This window comes from Thermaerobacter subterraneus DSM 13965 (assembly GCF_000183545.2).
Classification (GTDB): Bacteria; Bacillota; Sulfobacillia; order Thermaerobacterales; family Thermaerobacteraceae; genus Thermaerobacter; species Thermaerobacter subterraneus.
In genome coordinates, this window is the sequence record NZ_JH976535.1 from 310,828 (window position 1) to 334,758 (window position 23,931).

The 23,931-nt window shown below is 73.4% G+C and carries 15 protein-coding genes and 1 tRNA gene; 15 read left to right on the forward strand and 1 reads right to left on the reverse strand.

The annotated features are described in order from the left end of the window. The first annotated feature begins 3 nt into the window (after nt 1-3). The 7 genes from rsfS to holA all read left to right on the forward strand — a co-directional run bounded on the left by rsfS (nt 4) and on the right by holA (nt 11,519). Nucleotides 4-360 (forward strand): ribosome silencing factor, encoded by a 357-nt coding sequence (rsfS, locus tag THESUDRAFT_RS01540; protein WP_006902938.1) that lies wholly within the window; start codon nt 4-6, stop codon nt 358-360. A 369-nt stretch (nt 361-729) separates the two neighbouring features. Further along, a tRNA-Ala gene (locus THESUDRAFT_RS01545) sits at nt 730-802 on the forward strand. 137 nt (nt 803-939) lie between these two features. Further along, nucleotides 940-3,540, forward strand: a complete 2,601-nt coding sequence (leuS, locus tag THESUDRAFT_RS01550; RefSeq protein ID WP_156821671.1) for a leucine--tRNA ligase — start codon at nt 940-942, stop codon at nt 3,538-3,540. 856 nt (nt 3,541-4,396) lie between these two features. After that, complete coding sequence (gene ltrA, locus THESUDRAFT_RS01555; protein ID WP_207635430.1) at nt 4,397-5,689, forward strand: group II intron reverse transcriptase/maturase; 1,293 nt, start codon at nt 4,397-4,399, stop codon at nt 5,687-5,689. A gap of 297 nt (nt 5,690-5,986) precedes the next feature. Then, nucleotides 5,987-7,168, forward strand: coding sequence for a ComEA family DNA-binding protein (locus THESUDRAFT_RS11955; protein WP_006902941.1), 1,182 nt, complete (start codon nt 5,987-5,989; stop codon nt 7,166-7,168). A 35-nt stretch (nt 7,169-7,203) separates the two neighbouring features. Then, nucleotides 7,204-10,182, forward strand: coding sequence for a ComEC/Rec2 family competence protein (locus tag THESUDRAFT_RS01565; RefSeq protein ID WP_006902942.1), 2,979 nt, complete (start codon nt 7,204-7,206; stop codon nt 10,180-10,182). Nucleotides 10,183-10,256: 74 nt separating this feature from the next. Beyond that, a complete protein-coding gene (gene holA / locus THESUDRAFT_RS01570) occupies nt 10,257-11,519 on the forward strand; it encodes a DNA polymerase III subunit delta (protein WP_006902943.1) in 1,263 nt (420 codons plus the stop codon). 191 nt (nt 11,520-11,710) lie between these two features. Here holA and rpsT read toward each other — a convergent pair whose 3' ends face one another. Then, nucleotides 11,711-11,983 carry a 30S ribosomal protein S20 gene (gene rpsT, locus THESUDRAFT_RS01575; RefSeq protein WP_006902944.1) on the reverse strand — a complete coding sequence of 91 codons (273 nt, stop codon included), beginning with the start codon at nt 11,981-11,983 and terminating at the stop codon, nt 11,711-11,713. A 166-nt stretch (nt 11,984-12,149) separates the two neighbouring features. On the opposite strand from rpsT, the gene THESUDRAFT_RS01580 reads away from it, so the two are divergent. From THESUDRAFT_RS01580 to dnaK, 8 genes are all read left to right on the forward strand, one after another. Further along, nucleotides 12,150-12,479 (forward strand): phage holin family protein, encoded by a 330-nt coding sequence (locus tag THESUDRAFT_RS01580; protein ID WP_006902945.1) that lies wholly within the window; start codon nt 12,150-12,152, stop codon nt 12,477-12,479. A gap of 961 nt (nt 12,480-13,440) precedes the next feature. Then, nucleotides 13,441-15,246 carry a stage II sporulation protein P gene (gene spoIIP, locus THESUDRAFT_RS14835; RefSeq protein WP_156821672.1) on the forward strand — a complete coding sequence of 602 codons (1,806 nt, stop codon included), beginning with the start codon at nt 13,441-13,443 and terminating at the stop codon, nt 15,244-15,246. A 236-nt stretch (nt 15,247-15,482) separates the two neighbouring features. Then, nucleotides 15,483-16,319: a thioredoxin family protein gene (locus tag THESUDRAFT_RS01590; protein ID WP_083855305.1), complete on the forward strand. Its 837-nt coding sequence runs from the start codon at nt 15,483-15,485 to the stop codon at nt 16,317-16,319. A gap of 124 nt (nt 16,320-16,443) precedes the next feature. Next, nucleotides 16,444-18,282: a translation elongation factor 4 gene (gene lepA, locus THESUDRAFT_RS01595; RefSeq protein WP_006902949.1), complete on the forward strand. Its 1,839-nt coding sequence runs from the start codon at nt 16,444-16,446 to the stop codon at nt 18,280-18,282. Then, nucleotides 18,282-19,727, forward strand: coding sequence for a radical SAM family heme chaperone HemW (gene hemW / locus THESUDRAFT_RS01600; protein WP_242823327.1), 1,446 nt, complete (start codon nt 18,282-18,284; stop codon nt 19,725-19,727). Before lepA ends, hemW begins: the two co-directional genes overlap by 1 nt. 359 nt (nt 19,728-20,086) lie before the next feature. Beyond that, entirely contained in the window at nt 20,087-21,109 is a 1,023-nt protein-coding gene (gene hrcA, locus THESUDRAFT_RS01605) for a heat-inducible transcriptional repressor HrcA (RefSeq protein ID WP_006902951.1), read from the forward strand. Nucleotides 21,110-21,218: 109 nt separating this feature from the next. Then, complete coding sequence (grpE, locus tag THESUDRAFT_RS01610; RefSeq protein WP_006902952.1) at nt 21,219-21,902, forward strand: nucleotide exchange factor GrpE; 684 nt, start codon at nt 21,219-21,221, stop codon at nt 21,900-21,902. 52 nt (nt 21,903-21,954) lie between these two features. Continuing rightward, on the forward strand, nt 21,955-23,901 hold the full coding sequence (gene dnaK, locus THESUDRAFT_RS01615) for a molecular chaperone DnaK (RefSeq protein ID WP_006902953.1): 1,947 nt from the start codon (nt 21,955-21,957) through the stop codon (nt 23,899-23,901). The last annotated feature ends 30 nt before the right edge of the window (nt 23,902-23,931 follow it).

Sequence of the window (23,931 nt, forward strand, 5' to 3'; positions counted from 1 at the left end):
CGCTTGACCAGCCGGGAAAAGGCGCTGGCCATCGCCCGCGCCGCCGAGGCGAAGAAGGCGGGCGACGTGGTGGTCCTGGACATGGAAGGGATCACCCTGATTGCCGACTACTTTGTGATCTGCCACGGCCAGAACGCCATCCACGTGCGGGCCATCGCGGACGGGGTCGAAGAGGATCTGGCCGAGAAGGGGCAGGTGCCCAGCCACCGGGAAGGGTATGATGCGGCCCGCTGGGTGCTGGTGGACTTCGACGACGTGGTGCTGCACGTGTTCCTGGCGGCCGAGCGGGAATATTACGCCCTCGAGCGCCTGTGGGGCGATGCGCGGCGCCTGGAGCTGGAGGCGCTGCCCGAGGGGTGATGCCGGCGCGGCGGGCGGGCAGGGCGGTGGCGTGCCGTGGCCGTGGCGCGGCTGCGGGGCGGCCCCGCGCGGTGCAGCGGCCGCATCATGGGCCCCGCCGGTACCCCGGGCCGGTCGCCGGCCACCTGCCTTGACACTGCTGCGGGACCCTCTCTATAATGGGCTACGCGGTTCGACAACCGGAAAGGCAAAGGCCGTGAACGGGAGCAGTACCCTGCAGGCGGCCTGCAGAGAGCCGGTGGGGGTGCAAACCGGCGGCGCGCGGCAGGGGAACTCGCCCGGGAGCCGCACCGGCGAAGGACGGGCGGCAGGTTCCCGCCGGAGCCGGTGACGTGGCCCGCGTTAAGGGCGCGAGTGGGTCAGAGGCGTGGGGCGGTAGCTCAGTTGGGAGAGCGCGTCAATGGCATTGACGAGGTCGTGGGTTCGAGTCCCATCCGCTCCACACTGATCAAGAAGGGTGGTACCGCGGGAGCCTCCCGTCCCTTGAGGGCGGGAGGCTCCCGGCGTATTGGCCCGGGGGATCCCACGGCGCCCTGGGCCCCGCCGCGACCAGCCAGGAGCCAGGAGGAGGCTATGGCCATGGCCTTCGACGACCGGTACAACTTCCATGCTGCGGAAAAGAAATGGCGGCAGCGTTGGGCCGAGGAAGGCCTCTACCACGTGGAGGCCGACCCGTCGCGCCCCAAGTACTACTGCCTGGAGATGTACCCCTACCCGTCGGGCAAGCTCCACATGGGCCACGTGCGCAACTACTCCATCGGGGACGCCACGGCCCGGTTCTACCGCATGCGCGGGTTCAACGTCCTCTACCCCATGGGGTGGGACTCCTTCGGGCTGCCGGCCGAGAACGCGGCCATCGCCAACCAGACCCACCCCGCCCGCTGGACCTACGCCAACATCGCCGCCATGCGGGAGCAGATGCAGCGCCTGGGCCTGAGCTACGACTGGCGGCGGGAGATCGCCTGCTCCCACCCGGGGTATTACAAGTGGACCCAGTGGCTGTTCCTGCTCCTCTACAAGCGGGGCCTGGTGGAGCGGAAGAAGGCGCCGGTGAACTGGTGCCCGCGCTGTGCCACGGTGCTGGCCAACGAGCAGGTGGAGGACGGGACCTGCTGGCGCTGCGGCACGCCGGTGGAAAAGCGCGAGCTGGAACAGTGGTTCTTCAAGATCACGGCCTATGCCGACCGGCTGCTGGCCGACCTGGACCTGCTGGAGGGCTGGCCGGAGCGGGTCAAGGTGATGCAGCGCAACTGGATCGGCCGCAGCGAGGGCATGGAGCTGGACTTCCCCATCGCCGGGCGGGATGAGAAGCTCACCGTCTTCACCACCCGCCACGACACGATCTACGGGGCGACCTTCATGGTGCTGGCCCCCGACCACCCCCTCACCCTGGAGCTCGCCCGCGGGACCCCGCAGGAAGAGGCGGTGCGCGCCTTCGTGGAAAGGGTGACGCGCCTGACGGTCCGGGACCGGGCCGAGGCGGTGGACGCCAAGGAGGGGGTCTTCACCGGCGCCTACGCCATCAACCCGGCCACGGGGGAACGGATCCCCATCTGGACGGCCAACTACGTGCTGATGGACTACGGCACCGGCGCGATCCAGGCGGTGCCGGCCCACGACGAGCGGGACTTCGAGTTCGCCCGCCAGTACGGCCTGCCCGTCCGGGTGGTGATCCAGGGCGAGGGCGTGCCGGCCGAGGGCGACCGGCTGGAGGAGGCCTACACCGGCCCGGGCCGCATGATCCATTCGGGCCCCTACGACGGCATGGACAGCCGGGAAGCCTACCGGCGCATGGCCGAGGATTTCGAGCGCCAGGGCATCGGCCGGCGGACGGTGAACTACCGGCTGCGCGATTGGCTGATCTCCCGGCAGCGCTACTGGGGTGCGCCCATTCCCATCGTCTACTGTGACGCTTGCGGCGTTGTGCCGGTGCCGGAAGAACAGCTGCCGGTCCTCCTGCCCGACGATGTGCGCTTCGAGGTGGGGGCCTCGCCCCTGGCCACCTCCGAGTCCTTCGTGCGCACCACCTGCCCGGCCTGCGGCGGCCCGGCCCGGCGGGAGACGGACACCATGGACACCTTCGTCGACTCGTCCTGGTACTACTACCGCTACACGTCGCCGCGGGACGAGCACCAGCCCTTCGACCGGGAGAAGGTGTTCTACTGGCTGCCCGTCGACCAGTACATCGGCGGCATCGAGCACGCCGTGCTGCACCTGCTCTATTCCCGGTTCATCACCAAGGTGCTCTACGACGAGGGCCTGGTGCCCAGCCCCGAGCCCTTCCAGCGCCTCCTGACCCAGGGCATGGTGATCAAGGACGGCGCCAAGATGTCCAAGTCCAAGGGCAACGTGGTCAGCCCCGAGGACATCCTGGAGGAGTACGGGGCCGACGCCACCCGCCTGTTCATCCTCTTCGCCGCGCCGCCCGAGCGCGACCTGGAGTGGTCGGAGCACGGCATCGAGGGCGCCAGCCGGTTCGTCCACCGGGTCTGGCGGCTGGTGGCGGGGTGCGCCGGTGCGATCCGTGGCGCTACGGGGCAGGTGGCGGCAGCCCGCGACGGGGCGGTGGCGGTCCCCCGGCCCGAGGTCCCGCAGCCGCCGGCCGGAGGCCGGCAGGCGGCCGCGGCAGATGCTGGCGTGATGCCCGTAACGGAAGGCTGGGGGCCGGAAGAACACGCCCTGTGGCGGGAGGTCCACCGCGCCATCGCCCGGGTGACCGCCGACATGGCCGAGCGCATGCAGTACAACACGGCGGTGGCCGCCCTGATGGAGCTGGTCAACGCCATCTACGGCTACCGGGACCGGGTCGAACCGGCGGCGCAGCGGGCCGACCTGCTGGCCGCGGCGCTGGACCGCCTCTTGCGCATGCTGGCGCCCTTTACCCCGTACCTGGCGGAAGAAGCCTGGGAACTGCTGGGCTGGCGGGAGACGCGGGGCAGCGTGCACCGGCAGCCCTGGCCCCAGTGGGATCCCTCGGTGCTGGAGGCCGGCACCGTGGAGATCGTGGTCCAGGTCAACGGCAAGGTGCGGGACCGGCTGCAGGTCCCGGCGGGCCTGGGCGAGGAAGATCTGCGCCGGCAGGCCCTGGCCAGCCCGCGGGTCCGGGAGTGGATTGACGGCAAGACCGTGGCGCGGGTGGTCACCGTGCCGGGTCGCCTGGTGAACATCGTGGTCCGCTAGGCGGGGCCATGGGGCCCCGCAGGCGCCGGGGAACGGCCCCCGTGCGAAGGCGCGGCCGGGCCACGGGCCGCGGCTCCGGGGACAGGGGCGTGGCACCGGCGCCGGGGCCAGGATGCAGGACCTGGTGCCGGCCTTGCGCGGCGGCACGGGCCCGCGGTGCCGGCACGGTGATGCCCGGCGATTCATTCCCAAGGATTCTCAGGGCGCGCAAGGGGTGCTTAAGGCACGGTTTGCGGTTCGCGGTCGCCTGCGGTTCGCAGCCACCGGAGGACGGGTGCGGGTGCACCCGTCCTCGTTGTGTGCGCCCGGCATGGGCGAGTGCTAAGGGGTGAAAGTCCCCTGCGGAGGGTGGCCCCGTACAACCGCTAGCCGAAGGCAAGGGTGCCCGCGGCGACGCGGGATCCGAAGGAAGCCGGAGGCAAAGTCGCGACCCGACGACCAGGAACCGCGGGCGAGGCGGCGCCGTCTGGGCGAGCTGGCACAACACAGCGAAGCCCGAGATGGGCCGAAGGGCGGCGCTGTAAACGCGGCGGGTGTGCGACGAAAGTGCTCGCTCTTACCCGGGGAGGCCTGCCGGTAGGCCAGCGGAGCTGGCAACCCGCGACCGCAAGGCGCGGCTGAGCCGGCAGGAGTCAGCAGAGGCCGTAGTACCGCCGGCCGGGCCGGCGGGAAGGGCCGAACGTCGAGTCCGGGAGGGTGTTGGCGCGTTCGCGCCGGGTGCGAGGAGAGCAGCCAACCCGAGAGGGCCTCGCCCAGGAAGCGGTGGTGAATCCCACCGGGGCCTGGGTGAGAGCGGAGCACCCGGCCGGGACAGACCGGCGCCCCTCCCCGCGGAGGACGTGGTGGCGTGGACCTGATGGAGCAGGTGGTGGCCCGGGAGAACATGGGGGCCGCCCTACGACGGGTCGAGCAGAACCGGGGCGCGCCGGGTATCGACGGCATGACCGTCGAACAACTGCGGGGTTTTCTGCGGGAGCGGTGGCCGCAGGTGCGCGCCCAGCTGCTGGCGGGAACCTACCAGCCGCAGCCCGTCCGCCGGGTGGCGATCCCCAAACCCGGAGGCGGCACGCGCCTCCTGGGGATTCCGACCGTCCTGGACCGCCTGATCCAGCAGGCTTTGCTGCAGGTGCTGACGCCGATCTTCGACCCCGACTTTTCGGAGCACAGCTATGGCTTTCGGCCGGGACGCTCCGCCCACCAGGCAGTCGAAGCGGCGCGGCGGCACGTCGAGGAAGGGTACGCCTGGGTGGTCGACCTGGACCTCGAACAGTTCTTTGACCGGGTGAACCATGACGTCCTGATGGCCCGGGTGATGCGGAAGGTCGCGGACAAGCGCGTCCGCATGCTGATCCGCCGCTACCTGCAGGCCGGCGTGATGGTCGGTGGGGTGAAGGTGCGGACGGAAGAGGGGACGCCCCAGGGCGGCCCCCTCAGCCCGCTCTTGGCCAACATCCTTCTCGACGACCTGGACAAAGAGCTGGAACGGCGGGGACACCGCTTTGTCCGTTATGCGGACGATTGCAACATCTACGTCCGCTCGGAACGGGCAGGGCACCGGGTCATGGCAGGCGTACGGCGCTTCCTCGAGCAGCGGCTTCGGCTCAAGGTCAACGAACAAAAGAGCGCGGTTGATCGGCCGTGGCGACGCAAGTTCCTCGGCTTCAGCATGTATCACGGCCGGGACGGCGTCCGCCTGCGGGTGGCCCCCCAAACGGTGCAGCGGCTCAAAGACCGGCTTCGCACCCTGACCAGCCGGACGTGGTCCGTTTCCATGGCCGAGCGGATCCGCCGGATCAACACTTACCTGCGGGGCTGGCTTGCGTACTTCCGGATTGCGGACATGGCAAGCCTCCTCGATACCGTGGAAGGTTGGCTCCGGCGACGCTTGCAGGCGTGCCTTTGGAAGCAATGGAAACGGCCCCGCACCCGTTTGCGGGAACTCCGCGCCCTGGGACATCCCGAGTGGAAGGCCCGGCAGTGGGCCTTTTCGCGCCGGGGTTATTGGGCCATGGCCGGTGGCCCGCTCAACAGCGCCCTGGGCAAGCGCTACTGGCTTGCCCAGGGGCTGCTGAGCCTGACCCAGTACTACCACCCACTTCGCCATGCTCGACGAACCGCCCGGTGCGGACCCGCATGCCGGGTGGTGTGAGAGGACGGGGCCGTGACCGGCCCCTCCTACTCGATTCTCGGCGTGAGCAGGCGGCCCGGCGGCCTCACGCGGGTCGCCCGTTCATCCAGTATTTGACATTGTCCCCGGTGTGGTGTAATAAATTGGTAGTTACGGTTGCCGTCCTTGGCGCTTCGGTGCCCGAGCCGGAAGCCCGCCATCACCGCGAGCTTCGCTGCCTGTCCCCGGGGTAGGGGTGGCGAGGGGCATCCGGCCGGTCGCAGGGCCTGGCCGGATCGCGGAGGGCGGGACCCTTTGTTGTGCGGGGAGGCATGGGACATGGATCCGGGGTCGTTCCGCCCGCCCCATGCGACGCACCACGGCGAGCGTGCCGGCGTGGTGTTCTTCCAGCCGCCGGAGCGGGTTGCCCCTGGCGCAAGCCGCCCCTCCGGATCCGTAGCCGGTGCCCGGGTGCCCGGCCCGCGGAGGGGCCCGGGGCGAGCCCAGCCGGGCCCGCCCTCGGGGGCGGATTTCACGCCGCCACCCCGGCCTCCGGTGGTTTCCGGTCCGGCCTCCCGGCGGCGCCGGGCCGGAACGGTGGCGCCGCTGCTGGGGCTCTGTTTCCTGGCCGCCGTCTGGTCGTGGCGCGCCATGACCGGCAGTGCGGCGGCACCGCTGCTGGTGGAGCCGGGGCCGGCTCCAGGGCCTGGCCGGCCGGAGGTCTCCGCCACCGCGCCGCCGGGGGAGCCCGAGACAGCAGGGAGCGAGACGGGCGCTGCGTCGAAGGGCGACCAGCCCGGGCCCCTACGGGCGGGGGCGACGCCAGGAACGGCGCCCGGGGATACCCCGTCCCCACCCGGCGACCCCGCGCTCCAGGGGCCGGAGGCGGCCGGTGAGCGTCAGGCAGGGGCCGGGGAGTCCGGTGACCCTGCCTCGCCCGCCGTCTGGGCCCAACTCTATCCGGGTGCAGCCGGTGCCGCCGGAAGGCCGGTGAGGCCGGGCGCGGCGGGCGGGCCCTCCGGGCCGGTCCTCACCGTGCACGTGGCCGGGGCCGTGGCCCAGCCCGGCGTGTACCTCCTCCCGGCCGGTGCCCGGGTGGTCGATGCCATCACCGCTGCCGGCGGCCCGGCGCCGGCAGCGGCGCCGCATGCCCTGAATCTGGCGGCTCCCCTGGCCGACGGCACGCGCGTCCTGGTGCCCACCCAGAAGGAGCTGGCGGCCGGAACCTTCGTCCCGGCCCGGGACGGCGTCACCGCCGCCGCTCCGGGGGCCGCGGCCGGCACCGCCACCGGCGGGGGAGCCGGCGCCGCCGGCGGGCCCCAGGGCCGGATCGACATCAACCGCGCCACGGCGGCCGAGCTGGAGGCTCTGCCGGGCATCGGGCCGGCCCTGGCCCAGCGCATTGTGGCGGACCGGGAGGTCAACGGCCCCTTCCGCCGTCCCCAGGACCTGACCCGGGTGCCGGGCATTGGGGAGAAGACCCTGGCCCAGCTGCTTCCGCACATCACCGCCGGCCCCTGATGCTCCCGGCGCCCGGTTGAAGGAGAGAGGGCAGGGTGGTCTACCGCACCGGCTGGATGCTGGCTTACGCGGCCACCGTCGGCTTGTGGGCCCTGCTGCGCTGGCCGGGCTACCAGGCCGGCCCGCCGCCGCCGGGCGCACCCGCGGCGGAGGCGGCGCTGCTCGGGCTGGGGGCCGCCCTGGTCACCATGCCGTGGAACGGGGTGGCCGGAGACGGCCGGGGCGGTCGCCGGCCGTGGTGGGTTCCGGAGCGCATGGCCGGCTCGCTGCTGGTGGCGCTGGCGGCCGGCTCCGCCTGGCTGGCAGCCGACAGCTGGATCCGTGACGCCTGGGGGCCGGCCCCATGGGAAGGGGTGCGGCCGGTGGTGGTGACGGGGCGCCTGGAGGGAGCCGAGCGGCTGGCCGTGACGGCCATCGGCGACACCCCGGTGCGCACCCGGCTTCGGGTCCGCTGGCCCCGGACCATGGGTGCGGGCCCAGGCCAGGGGATCCCGCCGGGGGCGGTGGTCCAGGTGACGGGCACCCTGCGGCGGCTGCGCCCGGCGACCAATCCCGGCGGCTACGACGACCGGGCGGCCGGGCTGCGCCAGGGCTATGCTTATGAGCTCCGGGCCGACGGGCCGCCCCGGGTGCAGGTCGCGCCGGGGCCCTTCAGCTGGGCCGGCCGGGGTCTGGCCCGGCTCAGGCATGCCCTGGAAGCGGGCCTGGTCCTCGCCTTGCCGCCGGGCCCCCGGGGCGTGGCCGCAGCCCTGCTCCTCGATCAGCGCCAGGGCCTTTCCGTGACGGCGCGGAACGCCCTGGCCGAAACGGGACTGATTCACGCCCTGGCCGTGTCGGGCCAGCATGTGGCCATGGCCGCGGCCCTTGCGACCTGGACGGCCGGCAGGGCGCGCTGGCTGCCGCGCCGGAGGCGGGCGGGTGCCATGGCGGTGGTGGTCCTGTATGCAGGCCTGACCGGCGGGCCGCCGTCGGTGCTGCGGGCCACCGCAACCTTTCTGCTCGCGGAGCTTGCGCGGGCCCTGGCCCGCCCGGTGAGCCCCCTCACCATTCTGGTATGGTCGGGGTTTCTGCAGGCAGCCTGGCGGCCCCTGGTCCTCCTGGATCCGGGGTTCCAGCTGTCCTTCGCGGCGACGGCGGGACTGATCCTGCTGGGAAGCCCCCTGCAGCGGGCCTGGCGGCGGTGGTGGAACCGCTGCCGGGCCCTCGTGGCGCCGGTGGGACCGCGACGGCCCGGAGGGGAGCGCGCGGCGCCGGCCGGGCTCGCTGCGACCCGCCTGGAGCACGCCTTTCCGGAACCGCCGCTGGGCTTCCTGGCGCCACTCCTGGCGAACCCGCGCGAGCCCGTTGTGGAAAAAAGGCACCGGCCCGGCGCCGGTCCGGCTCCACCGCAAGCGGCACCAGGACAGCCCCAGGGTGCCCTCGTACCCAGCGGCGGGTCCAGGGCCGCTCCCGCCGCCGCCGGGATGCCGGCCGTTTTCGCCGATGCGAGCGGCCGGGCCGCACCCCTAGGGCTGCCCTGGCGGGAAGGAACGGCCGGCCGGGTACGGGGGGCCTTCTGGCACGTCGCCGGCTGGGCCGGCGATGCCCTGGCGGTCACCCTGGCGGCGCAGCTGGCCGTCCTGCCCGTGCAGGTTGCCCTCTTCGGCCGGGCGCCCCTGCTGGCCCTGGTGGCGAACCTGGCCGTGGTGCCCGTCTCCGCCGTGGCCCTGGTGGCGGCCGCCGCGGCGGCGGCGCTGGGCGCGACGCTCCATGCTCTCCCCTTGCCCTCTGGCTGGCAGGAACCGGCCGCCCTGCTGGCCAGGCTGGCGGGGTGGCCAGCAGCTGCCAGCCTGGCGCTCATGGTGAAGACGGCCATGGTGGCGGGGCGGGTACCGGGTGCCGCCGGCGGGCTGGCGCCGGCGGCCGCGGGCTGCCTGGCCCTGGCCACCACCTGGATCCTCTGGTGCCTGGGCGACGGGCGCCCGGCCTACGCCCGGCGCCGGCGTCCTCGCCCCCTGCCCCCTCTGCAGCAGCTGGCCCCGGCCGCTACGGGGCTGGTCGCGGCGGTGGCCCTGTCCGCCTGGCTGCTCCGGCCGCCCGCCCCGGGGACGTGGGTGGCCTGGTTTCTCGACGTGGGGCAGGGTGACGCCATCCTGGTGCAGTTCCCGGGGGGCCGGAGCGCCCTGGTGGACGCCGGCGGCAAAGCCCTGCAGGCCGAACCCGGCCGGTACTGGCCCGGGCCGCCGCCGGTCGTGGCCGACGCCGTGGGGGAGCAGGTCACGGTGCCGGTGGTGCGGCGGCTGCTGGGCCGGGGGCCGGACCTGCTGGTCGTCACCCACGGAGACCGGGACCACGCCGGCGGGGCAGGGGCCGTCATCGAGCAGCTGGGGGCCCAGATGGTCTGGCTGGGCGGCATCCCGGGCGTGCCGCTGGACGAGGCCCTCCAGGCGGCCGCTGCCCGGCGCGGCGTGCCCCTGGTGCGGCCGGCGGCCGGATGGCGGTGGCAGCCGGCGCCCGGTTGCCGGGTCGACGTTCTGCATCCCCAGGAGCCGGGTGGCGCGGCCGGGACCGGCGCCGCGGCGGCAGATGGCGCAAGGGGAAGCGGCCGCGGCGGCGGGCCGGCCGGCAGCGAAAACGACCGGTCGCTGGTCCTGCGGCTCGATTGCGGCGGACCGCGCCTGCTCCTGACCGGCGACCTGGAGCGAGCCGGCGAGGAAGAGCTCCTGCGCCGGGGAGTGGACCTGCGCGCCGAGGTGCTCAAGGTCTCCCACCACGGCTCGCGCGGGGCGACCACCGCCGCCTTCCTGGCGGCGGTAAGGCCGCGACTGGCGGTGGTTTCCGCCGGTCCGAACCCTTACGGGCTGCCCCATGTGGAGACCCTGGCCCGCCTGCAGCGTGCCGGCATCCCCGTGCTGCGGACCGACCGGCTGGGTGCGGTGTCGGTCCGGGCAGGACCGGGCCAGCGCCTGGAGGTCCGGGTCATGCTTCCCGGCGGCGGGAACTCCGAGGCCTCCCGGGCGTTCAGGGGGTCGTGAAGGGCGCGACGGTCCGGTAGGATGTCCGGTAGGATGCTGGCTGGAGGCACGCAAGGGAGGAGGTCCGCCTGCCCTTGGAGTCGCAACCTGCCGCCACCGTGCTGGCCGCCATTGAGCAGGGCCAGATCCAGCCGGTCTACGTGCTGCACGGCCCGGAGACCTACTGGCACGACGCCATCATCCAGGCGTTGCGCAGGACGTTGCTGCCCGACGGCGATGTGCTGAACCTCACCCAGCTGGACGGCCGGTCGGCCGCGCCGGCGCAAGCGGTGGAACAGGCCCGGACGGTCCCGTTCCTGGCGGAACGGCGGCTGGTGGTGGTCCGGGAGGCAGCCTGGCTGGCCCCGCGGGGTGCTGCCGCCAGCAGCGGTCGCGGGACGGGGGGCAGTGCGCAAGGCGGAGGCGGCCGGACCACCGGTGGGGACGCCGGCGGGCACGCCGGCGCCGCGGGATCGCAAGGCGGTGCGGACCAACCGGAGGCGGGCGGCGCGGGGTCCGGTTCGTCCGCCGGAACGGGCCGGAGCGCCGACCCCGCCGAAGGGGCGCTGCTGGCCTACCTGGACGACCCGTCGCCCAGCGCCGTACTGGTCATCAGCCATCCTCCGGATCTGGACGGCCGGCGCGCCGCCGTCCGGCGCCTGCGGCAGCGAGGCTGGGCGGTGGCCTGCCAGCCCCTGCGGGACGAGGCCCTCGGGCAGTGGCTGGCCCGGCAGGCGGCCGCCTGGGGAAAGGAGCTCGACCCGGAGGCGGTGGCCTGGCTGGTGGAATCGGGCGAACCCGACCTGCGGCGGCTGGCCAGCGAGCTGGCCAAGGTCGCAACCTACGTGGGCGACCGCCGGCGGATCACGGCTGCCGACCTGCGCCAGGTGGGGGTGGCGGTGGCGACGGCCGGGGTGTTCGAGCTGGTTGATGCCATCGTGGCCGGGCGGCGCCGGCAGGCCATGGAACTGGTGGGGCGGTTGCTGGACGCCAGCGAGCCGCCCCTGCGCCTGCTGGCCCTGATCGCCCGGCAGTACCGCATCCTGGCCTATGCGGCCAGCCTCCGCCGGCAAGGGGGCGATGTGGCCGACCTGCAAGCGTGGTTGCAACTTCACCCCTTCGTGGCGCGCAAGGCCTGGCAGCAGTCCCGCCAGCTGGCGCCGGACCGGGCGATGGCGGCCCTGGAAGCGGTTCTGGAGGCCGATGTGGGCATCAAGCAGGGACGGTGGCCGGCCCGCATCGGCCTGGAGCGCCTGGTCTGGTTTCTGGCCGGGCTGCAGGTGGCGGAACCCGAGCCCACGGGAACCCCGAAACCCTATGCCAAAAAAGAAGCCGCTTCCCGACAGAAGCGGCCGTAGTACCAACCAGTTCTAGCGATCAGGCCGTTGCCCGGCGGCCTGCAGCACCAGCAGCAAAAAGGCAGCCCCGCACCCGCATGCACCAGCAGCATGGGCGCAGCCCCAGAGAGCAGGCCGCGGCAGCAGCGTACCGGCAGCACGACGGCGCCGGCAGCAGGCGATAAGCCGGCTCCCGGCTGCGGGGCACGCTTTCAGGAAGCGCGCCCGAGCTTCTTCAGCCGCTGCATCAGGCGAGACTTCTTGCGCGCTGCGGTGTTGCGGTGGATCGCACCCCGCACCGCCGCCCGGTCGATGGCGCTCAGGGCCCGCCGCAGGGCCGCCCTGATGGCGTCGTCATCGCCTCCGGAGAGGGCTTCCTCGAGGCGCCGGATGGCCGTCTTGATCCGGGTCTTGTACATCTTGTTGCGCAGGCGGTTGCGCTCCGCAATCCGGACCCGCTTGCGCGCCGAACGGGTGTTGGGCACCGTCTTCACCTCCGTGCCAGACTTTCATGTTAATCCACGGGGCCGGGCGTAGCAAGGGGACGTCACCTCCCGGCACCAGCTCTTCCTGCCGGCGGGGAATAGCGGCTCTCCCGGAGGGTTAGCCTACAGCCGGTGAAGGAGCTAGCGCCTGGAAGGAGTGACCCTGGTGGTGATTGGGGCCATCATTCGCTTCATCGTCTCCGCCATCGTCCTCTTGCTGGTGGGTTTCCTGGTGCCCGGGTTCCGGATCATGGGCTTCGTCAACGCCCTGCTGGCAGCGGTGGCCATCGCCGCCATCGGCTGGCTCGTCGAGGCGCTCCTGGGGAAGAACATCTCCCCGCAGGCCCGGGGCCTGGTCGGCTTCTTGACTGCCGCGGTGGTGATCTACGCGGTGCAGTTCATCGTGCCCGGCATGAGCGTCTCCATTCTGGGCGCGCTGCTGGCCTCGCTGATCATCGGCATCATCGACGCCTTCGTCCCGACGGAACTCAGGTGAAGGGGGAGCGGTGGGGGATCCACCGGTTCCGGCTGCACGCCAGGCCCGTGGCCTGGGCCGGCTGCGGGTGCGGGCTCCGGCGGGAGCCCGCCCTGCCGTGCGCCGGGACCGGCGTTCTCCGCTCACTGCCTGCACCCTGCCCTCTCCGCCACCCCGTGCCCTGCACGCCCGGCTCTCCGCGCAAGGCCACGCCGGCCTTCCGCAAGTTGTCGCCATAGGCTGAACGCTCGGCTCCCCGCTCTTTCTCGCCCCGCTCCACGCCCTTCTCTGCTCCGGCTTTCTCCGCTGTCTCGACCCGGAGGCGGACCCCGTCCCGGTACCTGGCGGGGCTGAGGCCCTCGGGCCCGTGCCCTGCGGCCGGCCCCCGGCATGACCACCTGACCTGGCGCATAGGTGTGCAGCGGAGGCGAATGGAGGGACAGCCATGTCCGTAAACCGGCCTCCGGGTCACGGCACACCCGGCGCGCCTGCACCGGCCGCCCGGCCTTTCGGCGACCCGTCGCTCCCGCCCACCGCGGGCCGGTCCCAGCCGGACCGGGCCCGAGCCTCCCACCGGGACGAACCGGCCGGCGGGCCGGCCCTGGAGCGTGCCTCCGGCGGGTACGCCCCGCCGGCCGGCGGCGGGCCCAGCACGGCCCGGGGGGCGGGCGGCGGCCCGGCAGTGGGAGGTGACCGGGAGGCAGGGCGTGCCGCGGGTGACGACGCCGTCCCACCGCCCGGTGAGGCCGCGGGAGGGAGCGCGAGCCGGGCCGCGCCCCCGCCGGGGCTGCAGCCCGGCGATGGGACAGGCCCTCTCGCCCCGGCTCCCGTGCCTCCGGCTCTGGGCCGGCCGGCTGGCGGGCGCCGCCGCCCGTCCCCTGGCGCGGTGGTGCCCGATCGTTCCCGGCCTGCCGTCCCGTCCCGGACCGGGGCCCGAGAGGCCGTCGCCGCGGCAGAACCCGGCGCGGCGACGGGTCCCGGCGTGCCGCCGGGATCCGGCCGGCCGGGGATGCACCCGGCGGCGGCCGGGACGCGCCGGCCCGGGGAGCGAGCGGCCCGGCCGGTCCCGGCCGGCGGGGTGCGGGCGGTCTCGACGAGGGGGGAAGATGCTTCCCGGCGAACCGGTGCTGCCGGCACCCGGGACCCCGGGGCGCCGGACGCCGCAGGCCCGCGCGGCGGCCCGCCCGGGGCGCAGGAGGAAACGGGTGCCGGTTCCTCCGGCGATGGCGGCGCCCGGGACGACTCGGGACCCGGGGGACCGCCCGGCAGGCCGGGGCCCGCCAGGAAGGACGGCGCCCGGCCGCAAGGCGGCGGCGGGCGTCCCGACGCCTGGTCCCTGGTGGCCACCTACGCCGGTCTGGTGGTCGCGGTGTTCCTCTTCCTGGCCGGGCTGGGGGGAGGGTTGCCCTGGGACCGGGCGGAGGCACCCGCCCGGCTGGCGGGTGGCGGTGCCTTCACCGCACCAGCCCGTCCGGGCCAGGATCTGGAGGAACCGGCCGTTCCGGCCCTGAGCGGCGGCGGCCGGGCCCCCCAACCAGGGCAGGAGGACGGCCCTCTGGCCGGTGGCGCAGACGATACTGCACTCGGTGCTGCAGGTGGTGCTGCTCCCGGTGGTGGGGACGGCGCCGGCCCTGGTGCTGCGGGCGGCGAGGCCTCCGGCGGGGGCGATTCCGGTGCCCCGGCCGCGGGCGGCAGCGGGGAGGAGCCCGATCTCTGGCAGGCCCTGGGCGAGCGCCTGTGGGGCTGGCGCGCCGTCCTGCGTGCGGTGTGGCCGGGTTCGCCCGCCGGTGAAGGCGAGGGCGCGGGGGATGCCGGCGCGGGTGCGGGCGACGCCGGCCAGCTGGGCCGCCGCTTGGCTTACCTGCTGGTCGAGAAGGCCAGCGGCGTCCGGCTGGACGAGCCCCTTACCCTGGTGGCCGCCCAGTTCCCCGGAGAGCACCATCTGGAACTCTTCGAGGAAGAGGGCGGGCCGGTGGTCGGCCGGCTGGCGCCCCCCGACGTGCTGGCCGGCGGCCTGCCCCGCTTCCGCCCGCCGGCGCCGGCCCAGGACGGCGGGGAGGTGGCAGTCACCGGCGACCGGCCGCGGGTGCTGATCTACCACACCCACACCAGCGAGGCGTACGTGGGCGCCGTACCGGCGGGGGCCGGGTTCGACCCGGCGGTGGAGGCGTTTACCAGCGACCCCGGGGCCAGCGTGGTGGGGGCCGGGGCGGTGATCCAGCAGGTGCTGGAGGAGCACGGCATCGGCGCGGTCCACCTGCGCCAGGTGTTCGACCGGGACGGCCAGCGGGTGACGCGCATCGGCAATTACCAGCGTTCCCTGGCGGCCCTGGCCGGCAGCAAGGAGGAACCCGGCCTTTTGGACCGCTATCCCACGGTCGACGTGGTGCTGGACGTCCACCGCGACGGGATCCCGCGGGATTCGACCCTGGTGAAGGTGGGCGGGCGGCCGGCCGCCGGCATCCTCTTCGTCGTGGGGACCGACCGCCGGTTGGAGCACCCCCACTGGAAGAAGAACTTCTGCTTCGTGCAGTGGATCGTGGCGGAGCTCAACGCCCGCTACCCCGGCCTGGTCAAGGGCGTGCTGTTGTCGGACAACCGCTACAACCAGCATGTCCGGCCCGGTGCGGTGCTGGTGGAGATCGGCGGCTACGGCAACACGCCCGAGGAAGCGGACCGCAGCGCCCGGATGTTCGCCGAGGCGCTGGCGGCGGTCATCGAAGCGGGCAAGGTGCCCCAGGCGGACCGTCCCTTTCAGTGCCCGCCGGGGGTGGCGCCGCCCCGCTGAGGTCCGGCTCCGGGGGCCCGGTCCGGCGGGTCGCGGCGGGTCCGGGTGGAGCCCCGGGCGGGCCGGGCCGCGGGATGCGGGCGGTTCCGGGGGACCCGGGCCCGCCGGGCGGTGCCTCCGGGCCGGGGGTGGCCGGGCTTGTGACGGCGGGCCCTCGCCGGTATCCTCAACGGTAGCGGCAGTTCCCGGCCGGGGGCGGCCGGGAACTGCCGCCGGCGTGAGGAGGCGATGGGCCCGTGGCGATCCTCGCCGAGTCCCAGAGGCGGGCGGTGGCCGAGCGGCTGGCGGCGGTCGACGCTCCCGTGGAGCTTGAACTGTTCGTCCGCGATACCCGCCTGATCATCCCCGGCCGGGAGTGCCCGCGCTGCGAGGAGACGGTGCAGCTGCTGAAAGAGGTCTGTGCCCTCAGCCCCCGGCTGGCGCTTGTCGTGCGCGACCTCGACCGGGAGAGCGAGCGGGCTCGCCACCTGGGCGTGGAGCGCACCCCCACCCTGGTGATCCACGGGCGGGCCGGCGGCCGCATCCGCTTCGTGGGGCCGCCCATGGGCTACGAGTTCGCCACCCTGCTGGAGGCGCTGGTGGAAGCAGGCCGCGGGGACGGCCATGGGGCGGCGCTCGGCGGCCCGGGCGGCGAGGACCGGGGCGGCACGGGCACCGAGGGCCGGGGCGAGCCGGGCGGCGAGGCCGCGGCTTCGGGCGGAGCCGCGGAGACCCAGGGCCCGGCGGAGGGCGGCCCCGGGGCGGGTTCCTCCGCGGCGGACGGGGTGCTGGACGCCCACCGCCTCGCCCTCCTGGAACAGGCTGAGGAAACGGTCCACCTGCGGGTGTTCTTCACCCCCACCTGACCCCATTGCCCGCGGGCCGTGCGCTCCGCCATGCAACTGGCCCTGGCCAGCCCCCGGGTGATCGCCGAGGCGGTGGAGGCCAGCTCGTTCCCGCAGCTGGCGCGCCAGTACCAGGTCTGGGCCGTACCCAAGACGGTGGTCAACGACCGGGTGGCCCTGGACGGGGCCGTGGGTGACGAGATGCTGTGGTCGGCGATTGCCCAGGCTCTGGGAATCCCGCCGGCCTGAGCAGGCGGCGGGGTGCCGGGCCCGGGTCAAGGTGGGCGCCCGGGACCGGGCGTCCGGGGCCCGGTGAACGGCCCGGGCATTGCGCGCCATTCCGATTCCGCAAACGGCGAGGTCTCGGTGCAGGATGAACCAGGCTGCCGGAGGGGGCCTCCAGGCCCGGATCCGCAACTTCTGCATCATCGCCCATATCGATCACGGCAAGTCCACCCTGGCCGACCGGTTGCTGGAGCAAACCGGCACCATCAGCGAGCGGGAGCGCCGGGACCAGGTGCTGGACATGCTGGACCTGGAGCGGGAGCGGGGCATCACCATCAAGGCCCAGGCGGTCCGCATGTTCTACCGCGCCGCCGACGGCCAGGAATACACCCTGCACCTGATCGACACGCCGGGCCATGTGGACTTCAGCTACGAGGTCTCCCGCGCCCTGGCGGCCTGCGAGGGCGCCATCCTGCTGGTCGACGCCACCCAGGGGGTGGAGGCCCAGACGGTCGCCAACCTCTACCTGGCGCTGGACGCCGGCCTGGTGCTGATCCCGGTGATCAACAAGATCGACCTGCCCGCGGCCCGGCCTGACGAGGTGCGCCAGCAGCTGGCCGACCTGGGCTTCGATCCCGGCGAGGTCCTCCTGGTGTCCGCCAAGGAAGGCACCGGCGTGGAAGCCTTGCTGGAGGCGGTGGTCCGGCGAATCCCGCCCCCGGCCGGCGATCCCGAGGCGCCCCTGCGGGCCCTGGTCTTCGACAGCCACTACGACCCCTACCGCGGCGTCATCGCCTACGTCCGGGTGCGGGACGGCCGGTTGCGCCCCGGCGACCGCATCCGCCTGATGGCCACGGGCACGGAGTTTGAAGTCGACCAGCTGGGCACCTTTCGGCCCATGCTGGTTCCCGTGGACGAGCTGGCCGCCGGGGAGGTGGGCTTCGTCGCCGCGGGCATCAAGAACGTGCGGGACTGCCGCGTGGGCGACACCATCACCCTGGTCGACCGCCCGGCGGCGGAGCCCCTGCCCGGCTACCAGCCCGCCAAGCCCATGGTCTTCACGGGCCTCTACCCCGTGGACCCCGGCGATTACGACCGGCTGCGGGAAGCGCTGGAGAAACTGCACCTCAACGACGCGGCACTGGTGTTCGAGCCGGAGACCTCCGAGGCCCTGGGCTTCGGCTTCCGCTGCGGGTTCCTCGGCCTGCTGCACATGGAGATCGTCCAGGAGCGCCTGGAGCGCGAGTACGACCTGGACCTGATCACCACCGCGCCCAGCGTGGTCTACCGGATCCGCCTGCGGGACGGGAGCGAGGTCGAGATCCAGAACCCGGCCGACCTGCCGCCCCGCGACCGGATCGAGGCGTTCCTGGAGCCCTACGTGCGGGCCTCCATCTTCACGCCGAAGGACTACGTGGGCTCCATCATGGAGCTCTGCCAGGAGCGCCGGGGCGAGTTCGTCAACATGGAATACCTGGACCCGCGGCGGGTCCGCCTGGAGTACCTCATGCCCCTGGCGGAGATCATGTACGACTTCTTCGACCAGATGAAATCGCGCTCCAAGGGCTACGCCACCCTGGACTACCAGCTGGAGGGGTACCGGGAGTCGGACCTGGTGCGGCTGGACGTGCTGGTGGCGGGGGAACTGGTGGACGCCCTGTCGGTCATCGTCCACCGGGACAAGGCCTACGCCCGCGGCCGCGCCCTGGTGGAGCGGCTCAAGGAGCTGATCCCGCGCCAGCTCTTCGAGGTACCCATCCAGGCGGCGGTGGGTTCGCGGGTCATCGCCCGGGAGACCATCCGCGCCCTGAAGAAGAACGTGCTGGCCAAGTGCTACGGCGGTGACGTGACCCGGAAGCGGAAACTTTTGGAGAAGCAGAAGGAAGGCAAGAAGCGCATGAAGCAGGTGGGCCGGGTGGAGATCCCCCAGGAGGCCTTCATGGCCGTGCTGCGGGTGGACGAGCCCCGGGGAGGCGGGGGCAGGTGATGCGGCCGGTCGCCGCCGGCGACAAGGTCGGGGCGCCGGCCGGGTCCGCAGGGCCGGTGCCAGGCGTGAGCCAAGGGCCGGCGGCGGGGACCGGCGGCTCGCCTGCGGGGGGCGGCCCTTCAGGCCCTGGCGGGTCCACCGCCCCCGGCATCCGGACGAACCCGGCCCGCAGCCCGTCCCCGCCGGCCGGTGAGGCCCGGCGCGGGGCCGGTGCTGGCGCCGGGACCCCGGCCCCCGCGGCCGCCCGCCTGGATCCGGACCCGCCCGGGGCCGGGACCTGGCCCGATTGGGATGCCGGACCCGCCCTCTACATCCACGTCCCCTACTGCCGCCAGCGGTGCTACTACTGCGATTTCAACACCTACCTGCTCGACCCCGAAGGCAAGCGCCGCTACCTGGCCGCCCTGGAGCGGGAACTCGACCTGCTGGCGGCCGATCCCGGCCTGACCCGGCCCCTGGTCTCGGTCTTCGTAGGCGGCGGCACGCCGTCCCTCCTGGAGCCCGCCGAACTGGAGCGGCTGCTGGAGGCGGTGCACCGCCGCTTCGCCCTGGCCCCCGGGGCGGAGATCACCGTGGAGTGCAATCCCGGCACGCTGGACGAAGGCCGGTTGCGGGCCCTGCGCGGGGGCGGGGTCACCCGGCTGAGCCTGGGGCTGCAGGCGGTGCAGGACGAGCTGCTCCAGGCCATCGGCCGGGACCATACCTGGGCGGATTTTCAGGCCACGTACGAGCGGGTGCGCCGGGCCGGGTTCGACAACGTGAACGTCGACTTGATCTTCGGCCTGCCCGGGCAAACCCTGGCCCAGTGGGAGGAATCCCTCCGGGCCGTGGTGGCGCTGGAGCCCGAGCACGTCTCCTGCTACGGCCTGGAGCTGCACCCGGGCACGCCCTTCCACCGCCGGTGGGAGGCCGGCCTTCTGGACCTGCCGGGGGAGGACGCGGAGCGGGCCATGTTCGACCGGGCGTACGAGGTGCTAGGCGCGGCCGGGTTCGTCCGGTACGAGATCTCGAACTTCGCCCGGCCCGGGCGGGAGTCGGTCCACAACCGGGTCTACTGGCTGAACGGCTCCTACCTGGGGGCGGGGCCCGGCGCCTGGTCTTGCTGGCAGGGGGAGCGGCGGCGCAACCGGCTGCACCCCCTGGCCTACGCCGCCAGCCTGGAGCAAGGCGAGCCGGCCGTGGACCTGCGAGAACCCGTCGGCCGGCGCCAGGCGATGGAGGAGACCATGATCCTGGGCCTGCGCCTGGCCGAGGGGGTTGAGGAGGCTCGCTTCGCCCGGCGGTTCGGCCTGACCCCGGCGGAAGCCTTCCCGGAGGCGGTGGCCCGGCTGCTGGCCGGGGGCTGGCTCCTGCGGGAGGCAGGGTACCTGCGCCTCAGCCTTCAAGCGGTGCCCGTGGCCAACAGCGTGCTGGCCGAGTTCGTCGGCGCGGACCCGTCCCGTTGACGGCCGGCGCCGCCGGTGCTACCTTGTTAAGAGGATCATTAGCACTCTCTGATATTGAGTGCTAACCGGCCCGCATCCGGGCGCCGGCTCCGGGTCCGTGAGACCGCCGGGCAGGCGGCAGCCGGCTCCGGCAGCGGGCGTCGACTCGGTCTCCGGAGAGGGCCCACCGGGCGGCCCGGGTCGAGGTCGCCGGTCCGGCCATGGGTGCTGGGCCGTACCGGCCACGGCTGCCGGCCTGCAGCCTGCCGCCCTTTTGGCCCCGGCAAGCCCCGGGCTGGAAGGGTCCCGGGTCCGCCGGCTTGCGGCAGGTGCAGGTACCCGGTGGGGAAGCGGGGTCCGGAGCCGAGGGGGGAATCACCATGGACCGGCGCAAGCAGCAGGTCCTCAAAGCGGTGGTGGAAGACTACGTCGACACGGCGGAACCCGTGGGCTCCCGGACCCTGGCCCGCAAGTACGGGCTGGGGGTGAGCCCGGCCACCATCCGCAACGAGATGGCGGATCTGGAGGAGATGGGTTTCCTCGAGCAACCCCACACCTCGGCCGGGCGCATCCCGTCGGACCGCGGGTACCGCTTCTTCGTCGACATGCTGATGGAGGCCGTGGTCCCGCCGCCGGAGCTGGTCGAACGCCTGCGCCGGCTTTACGCCGAGCGGGTCGACCAGGTGGGCCGCCTGCTGCGGCAGACGGCCCAGGTCCTCAGCGAGGCCACGGACTGCCTGGCCCTGGTGGAGGCTCCGCGGGTGGAGCCCGTGACCTTCCGGCACCTGCAGGTGCTCCCCCTCAGCGAGCGGCGCGCGGTGCTGGTCCTGGTGACCGACGAGGGGCTGGTCCAGCAGCGGCTGGTGGAGCTGCCCGAACCCGCCAGCGAGGCGGACCTGCAGCGCATCTCGGCGGCCCTGACCCGGCGCCTGGCCGGCCTGACCCTGGACCGGGTGGGGCACACGGTGCTGCGGGAGCTCTACGACGAGCTGGCGGCCTGCGGGGCGCTGCTGGAGGTGGCGCTGGAGGCCTTGCGGCCTTCGGCCTCGGACGACGACCACCCGGTCTTCGTCATGGGCACGCGCCGCCTGTTCCGCCAGCCGGAGTTCCAGGACCTGGAGCGGGCCCAGGCCGTGCTGGGTCTGGTGGAGCGGCAGGAGCTGGTTCGGGACCTGCTGGGCCGGCAGGGGAACGACGAGCTGGTCATCACCATCGGACACGAGAACCCGTACCCCGATCTGTACGACTGCAGCGTGGTCAGCGCCACGTACCGTCTTGGTGGCGAGGTGGCCGGTCGCATTGCCGTGCTCGGCCCCAAGCGGATGCACTACCCCCGGATCACCAGCTTGATGGAGCTGCTGGCCCAGCTGCTGACCGAAGCCCTCGAGCGGTCGGTTCGGTGACCGGGCCCGCCGCCGGACGGGAAAGCTTGTCCCTGCCAGCCGGTGGCGGGGCTTTTTTGTCCGGGAGCCGGGACGGGTGCGGGGCGCTGGGAAGGAGGCAGGGCCCATCGTGACGGGTGAGGCGGTGACGAATACTCCAGGGGGCGCGGTGCCGGAAGGGTCCGGTGAATCCGGCCCCGGCTCCGGGGACGAACCGGCAGGGGACCTGGGTGCGGCCCAGGCGGCCCTGGCCGATGCGCGGCGCCAGCTGGATCAGGCCCGGGCGGAAGCCGAGGCGGCGCGGGCCGAGGCCGCTGCCGCCCGGGCGGAGGCCGAGGCGGCCCGGCGGCAGGCCCAGGAGACCCTGGATCAGCTGCGCCGGCTGCAGGCCGATTTCACCAACTACCGCCGGCGCATGATGGAAGAGCAGTCCCGGTGGCGGCAGGAGGCGGAGGCCGAGCTGGCCCGCGCGCTGCTGCCGGTGGTCGACAACCTGGAGCGGGCCCTGGCGGCCGCCGGCGAGGACGACCACCCGGTGGTGCAGGGGGTCGCCATGGTCCACCGGCAGTTCCTCGAGGTGCTGCGCCAGGCCGGGGTGGAACCCATCGCGGCCCAGGGGCAGCCCTTCGACCCCTACCGGCACGAGGCGGTGGCGCGGGAGGAAACGGCCGAGCATCCCGACGGGACCGTCATCGAAGTGTTCCAGAAGGGCTACCTGTACCGGGGACGAACGCTGCGCCCGGCCATGGTGAAGGTGGCCGTGGCGCCGCCGGAGGCCGCCCCGGGCGAGGGGACGGCCGGTTCGTCCGGATGAACCGGAGCCGGCGCACCGGCCGCAGGTTGAGTGCTGGAGGAGGCGACGCGACATGGGCAAGGTGGTGGGCATCGACCTGGGCACCACCAACTCCGTGGTGGCGGTGCTGGAGGGCGGCGAGCCCACGGTGATCACCAACGCCGAGGGGAGCCGCCTGACTCCTTCCGTGGTGGGTTGGTCCAAGGGCGGCGAGCTGCTGGTGGGCCAGGTGGCCAAGCGGCAGGCCGTCACCAACCCCGAGCGGACCATCTTCTCCATCAAGCGCTTCATGGGGCGGCGCTTCGCCGAGGTGCGGGACGAGGCCGGGCGGGTGCCGTACAAGGTGGTGGAAGGGCCCAACGGGGACGCCCGGGTGGAGGTGGACGGCAAGCTCTACTCCCCCGAGGAGATCTCGGCCATGATCCTGCGCAAGCTCAAGCAGGACGCCGAGGCCTACCTGGGCGAGCCGGTCACCCAGGCGGTGATCACCGTTCCGGCCTACTTCAACGACGCCCAGCGCCAGGCGACCAAGAACGCCGGCCGCATCGCCGGCCTCGAGGTGCTGCGCATCATCAACGAGCCCACGGCGGCCGCCCTGGCCTACGGCCTGGACAAGGAAGAAGACCAGAAGATCCTGGTCTTCGACCTGGGCGGCGGCACCTTCGACGTGTCCATCCTGGAACTGGGGGACGGCGTCTTCGAGGTCCGGGCCACCAGCGGCAACAACCACCTGGGCGGGGACGACTTCGACCAGCGGATCATCGACTGGCTGGCCGAGGAGTTCAAGAAGGAGCACGGCATCGACCTGCGCCAGGACCGCATGGCGCTGCAGCGGCTCAAGGAGGCGGCGGAGAAGGCCAAGATCGAGCTGTCGTCGACCCTGAGCACCAACATCAACCTGCCCTTCATCACGGCCGACGCCAGCGGCCCCAAGCACCTGGACATGACCCTGACCCGGGCCAAGTTCGAGGAGCTGACGGCCGACCTGGTGGAGGCCACCATGGGGCCGACGCGCCGGGCCCTGGAGGACGCCGGCCTGAAGCCCGGGGACATCGACAAGATCATCCTGGTGGGCGGCTCCACCCGCATCCCCGCGGTGCAGCGGGCCATCCGGGAGTTCTTCGGGAAGGAGCCCCACAAGGGGGTCAACCCCGATGAGGTGGTGGCCATGGGGGCCGCCATCCAGGCGGGGGTGCTGGCCGGCGAGGTCAAGGACCTGGTGCTGGTCGACGTCACGCCCCTGACCCTGGGCGTGGAGGTCCTGGGCGGCGTGGTGGAGCCCATGATCCCGCGCAACACGGCCATCCCCACGTCCAAGTCCAAGATCTTCTCCACCGCCGCCGACGGGCAGACCCAGGTGGAGATCCACGTGGTCCAGGGCGAGCGCCCGCTGGCCCGCGACAACAAGACCCTGGGCCGGTTCATCCTGGACGGGATCCCGCCGGCGCCCCGGGGCGTGCCGCAGATCGAGGTCACCTTCGACATCGACGTCAACGGCATCGTCCACGTGCGCGCCAAGGACCTGGGCACCGGGCGCGAGCAGAAGATCACCATCAAGTCCCAGGGCGGGCTGTCCGAGGAAGAGATCCAGCGGATGATCAAGGAGGCCGAGCAGCACGCCGAGGAGGACCGCCGGCGCAAGGAGCTGATCGAGGCGCGCAACCAGGCGGACAGCCTGATCTACCAGGCGCGCAAGACCCTCAAGGACAACGAGGGCAAGCTGGACGAGGCCCTCAAGCAGCGCATCGAGGAGCGCATCAAGGCGCTGGAAGAGGTCGCCCAGGGCGACGACCTCAGCACCATCCGGCGCCGGGCGGAGGAGCTCTCCGAGGCGGTGCTGGAGGTGGGCCGGCGCATCTACGAGCAGCAGGCGGCCGCGGCCGGCGGCGGCGCCACGGCCGGCAACGACGGGGGCGGCTCGCCCGGACAGGCGGCCGGTGGCACCGGCGCGGCGGGCGACGTGTACGACACGGGCTTCCGGTCCAGGGACGACGAGCGGACCGGTACCGGTGGCGACTGAGCAGCCGCCGGGGGTCGCTGCAGCCGGTTC

Excerpts from the sequence above, each read along its gene's own strand:
- hrcA (WP_006902951.1), top strand. The coding sequence starts at position 20,087 with ATGGACCGGCGCAAGCAGCAGGTCCTCAAAGCGGTGGTGGAAGACTAC.
- dnaK (WP_006902953.1), top strand. The coding sequence starts at position 21,955 with ATGGGCAAGGTGGTGGGCATCGACCTGGGCACCACCAACTCCGTGGTG.
- hemW (WP_242823327.1), top strand. The coding sequence starts at position 18,282 with ATGCGGCCGGTCGCCGCCGGCGACAAGGTCGGGGCGCCGGCCGGGTCC.
- ltrA (WP_207635430.1), top strand. The coding sequence starts at position 4,397 with ATGGAGCAGGTGGTGGCCCGGGAGAACATGGGGGCCGCCCTACGACGG.
- THESUDRAFT_RS11955 (WP_006902941.1), top strand. The coding sequence starts at position 5,987 with ATGGATCCGGGGTCGTTCCGCCCGCCCCATGCGACGCACCACGGCGAG.
- lepA (WP_006902949.1), top strand. The coding sequence starts at position 16,444 with ATGAACCAGGCTGCCGGAGGGGGCCTCCAGGCCCGGATCCGCAACTTC.
- leuS (WP_156821671.1), top strand. The coding sequence starts at position 940 with ATGGCCTTCGACGACCGGTACAACTTCCATGCTGCGGAAAAGAAATGG.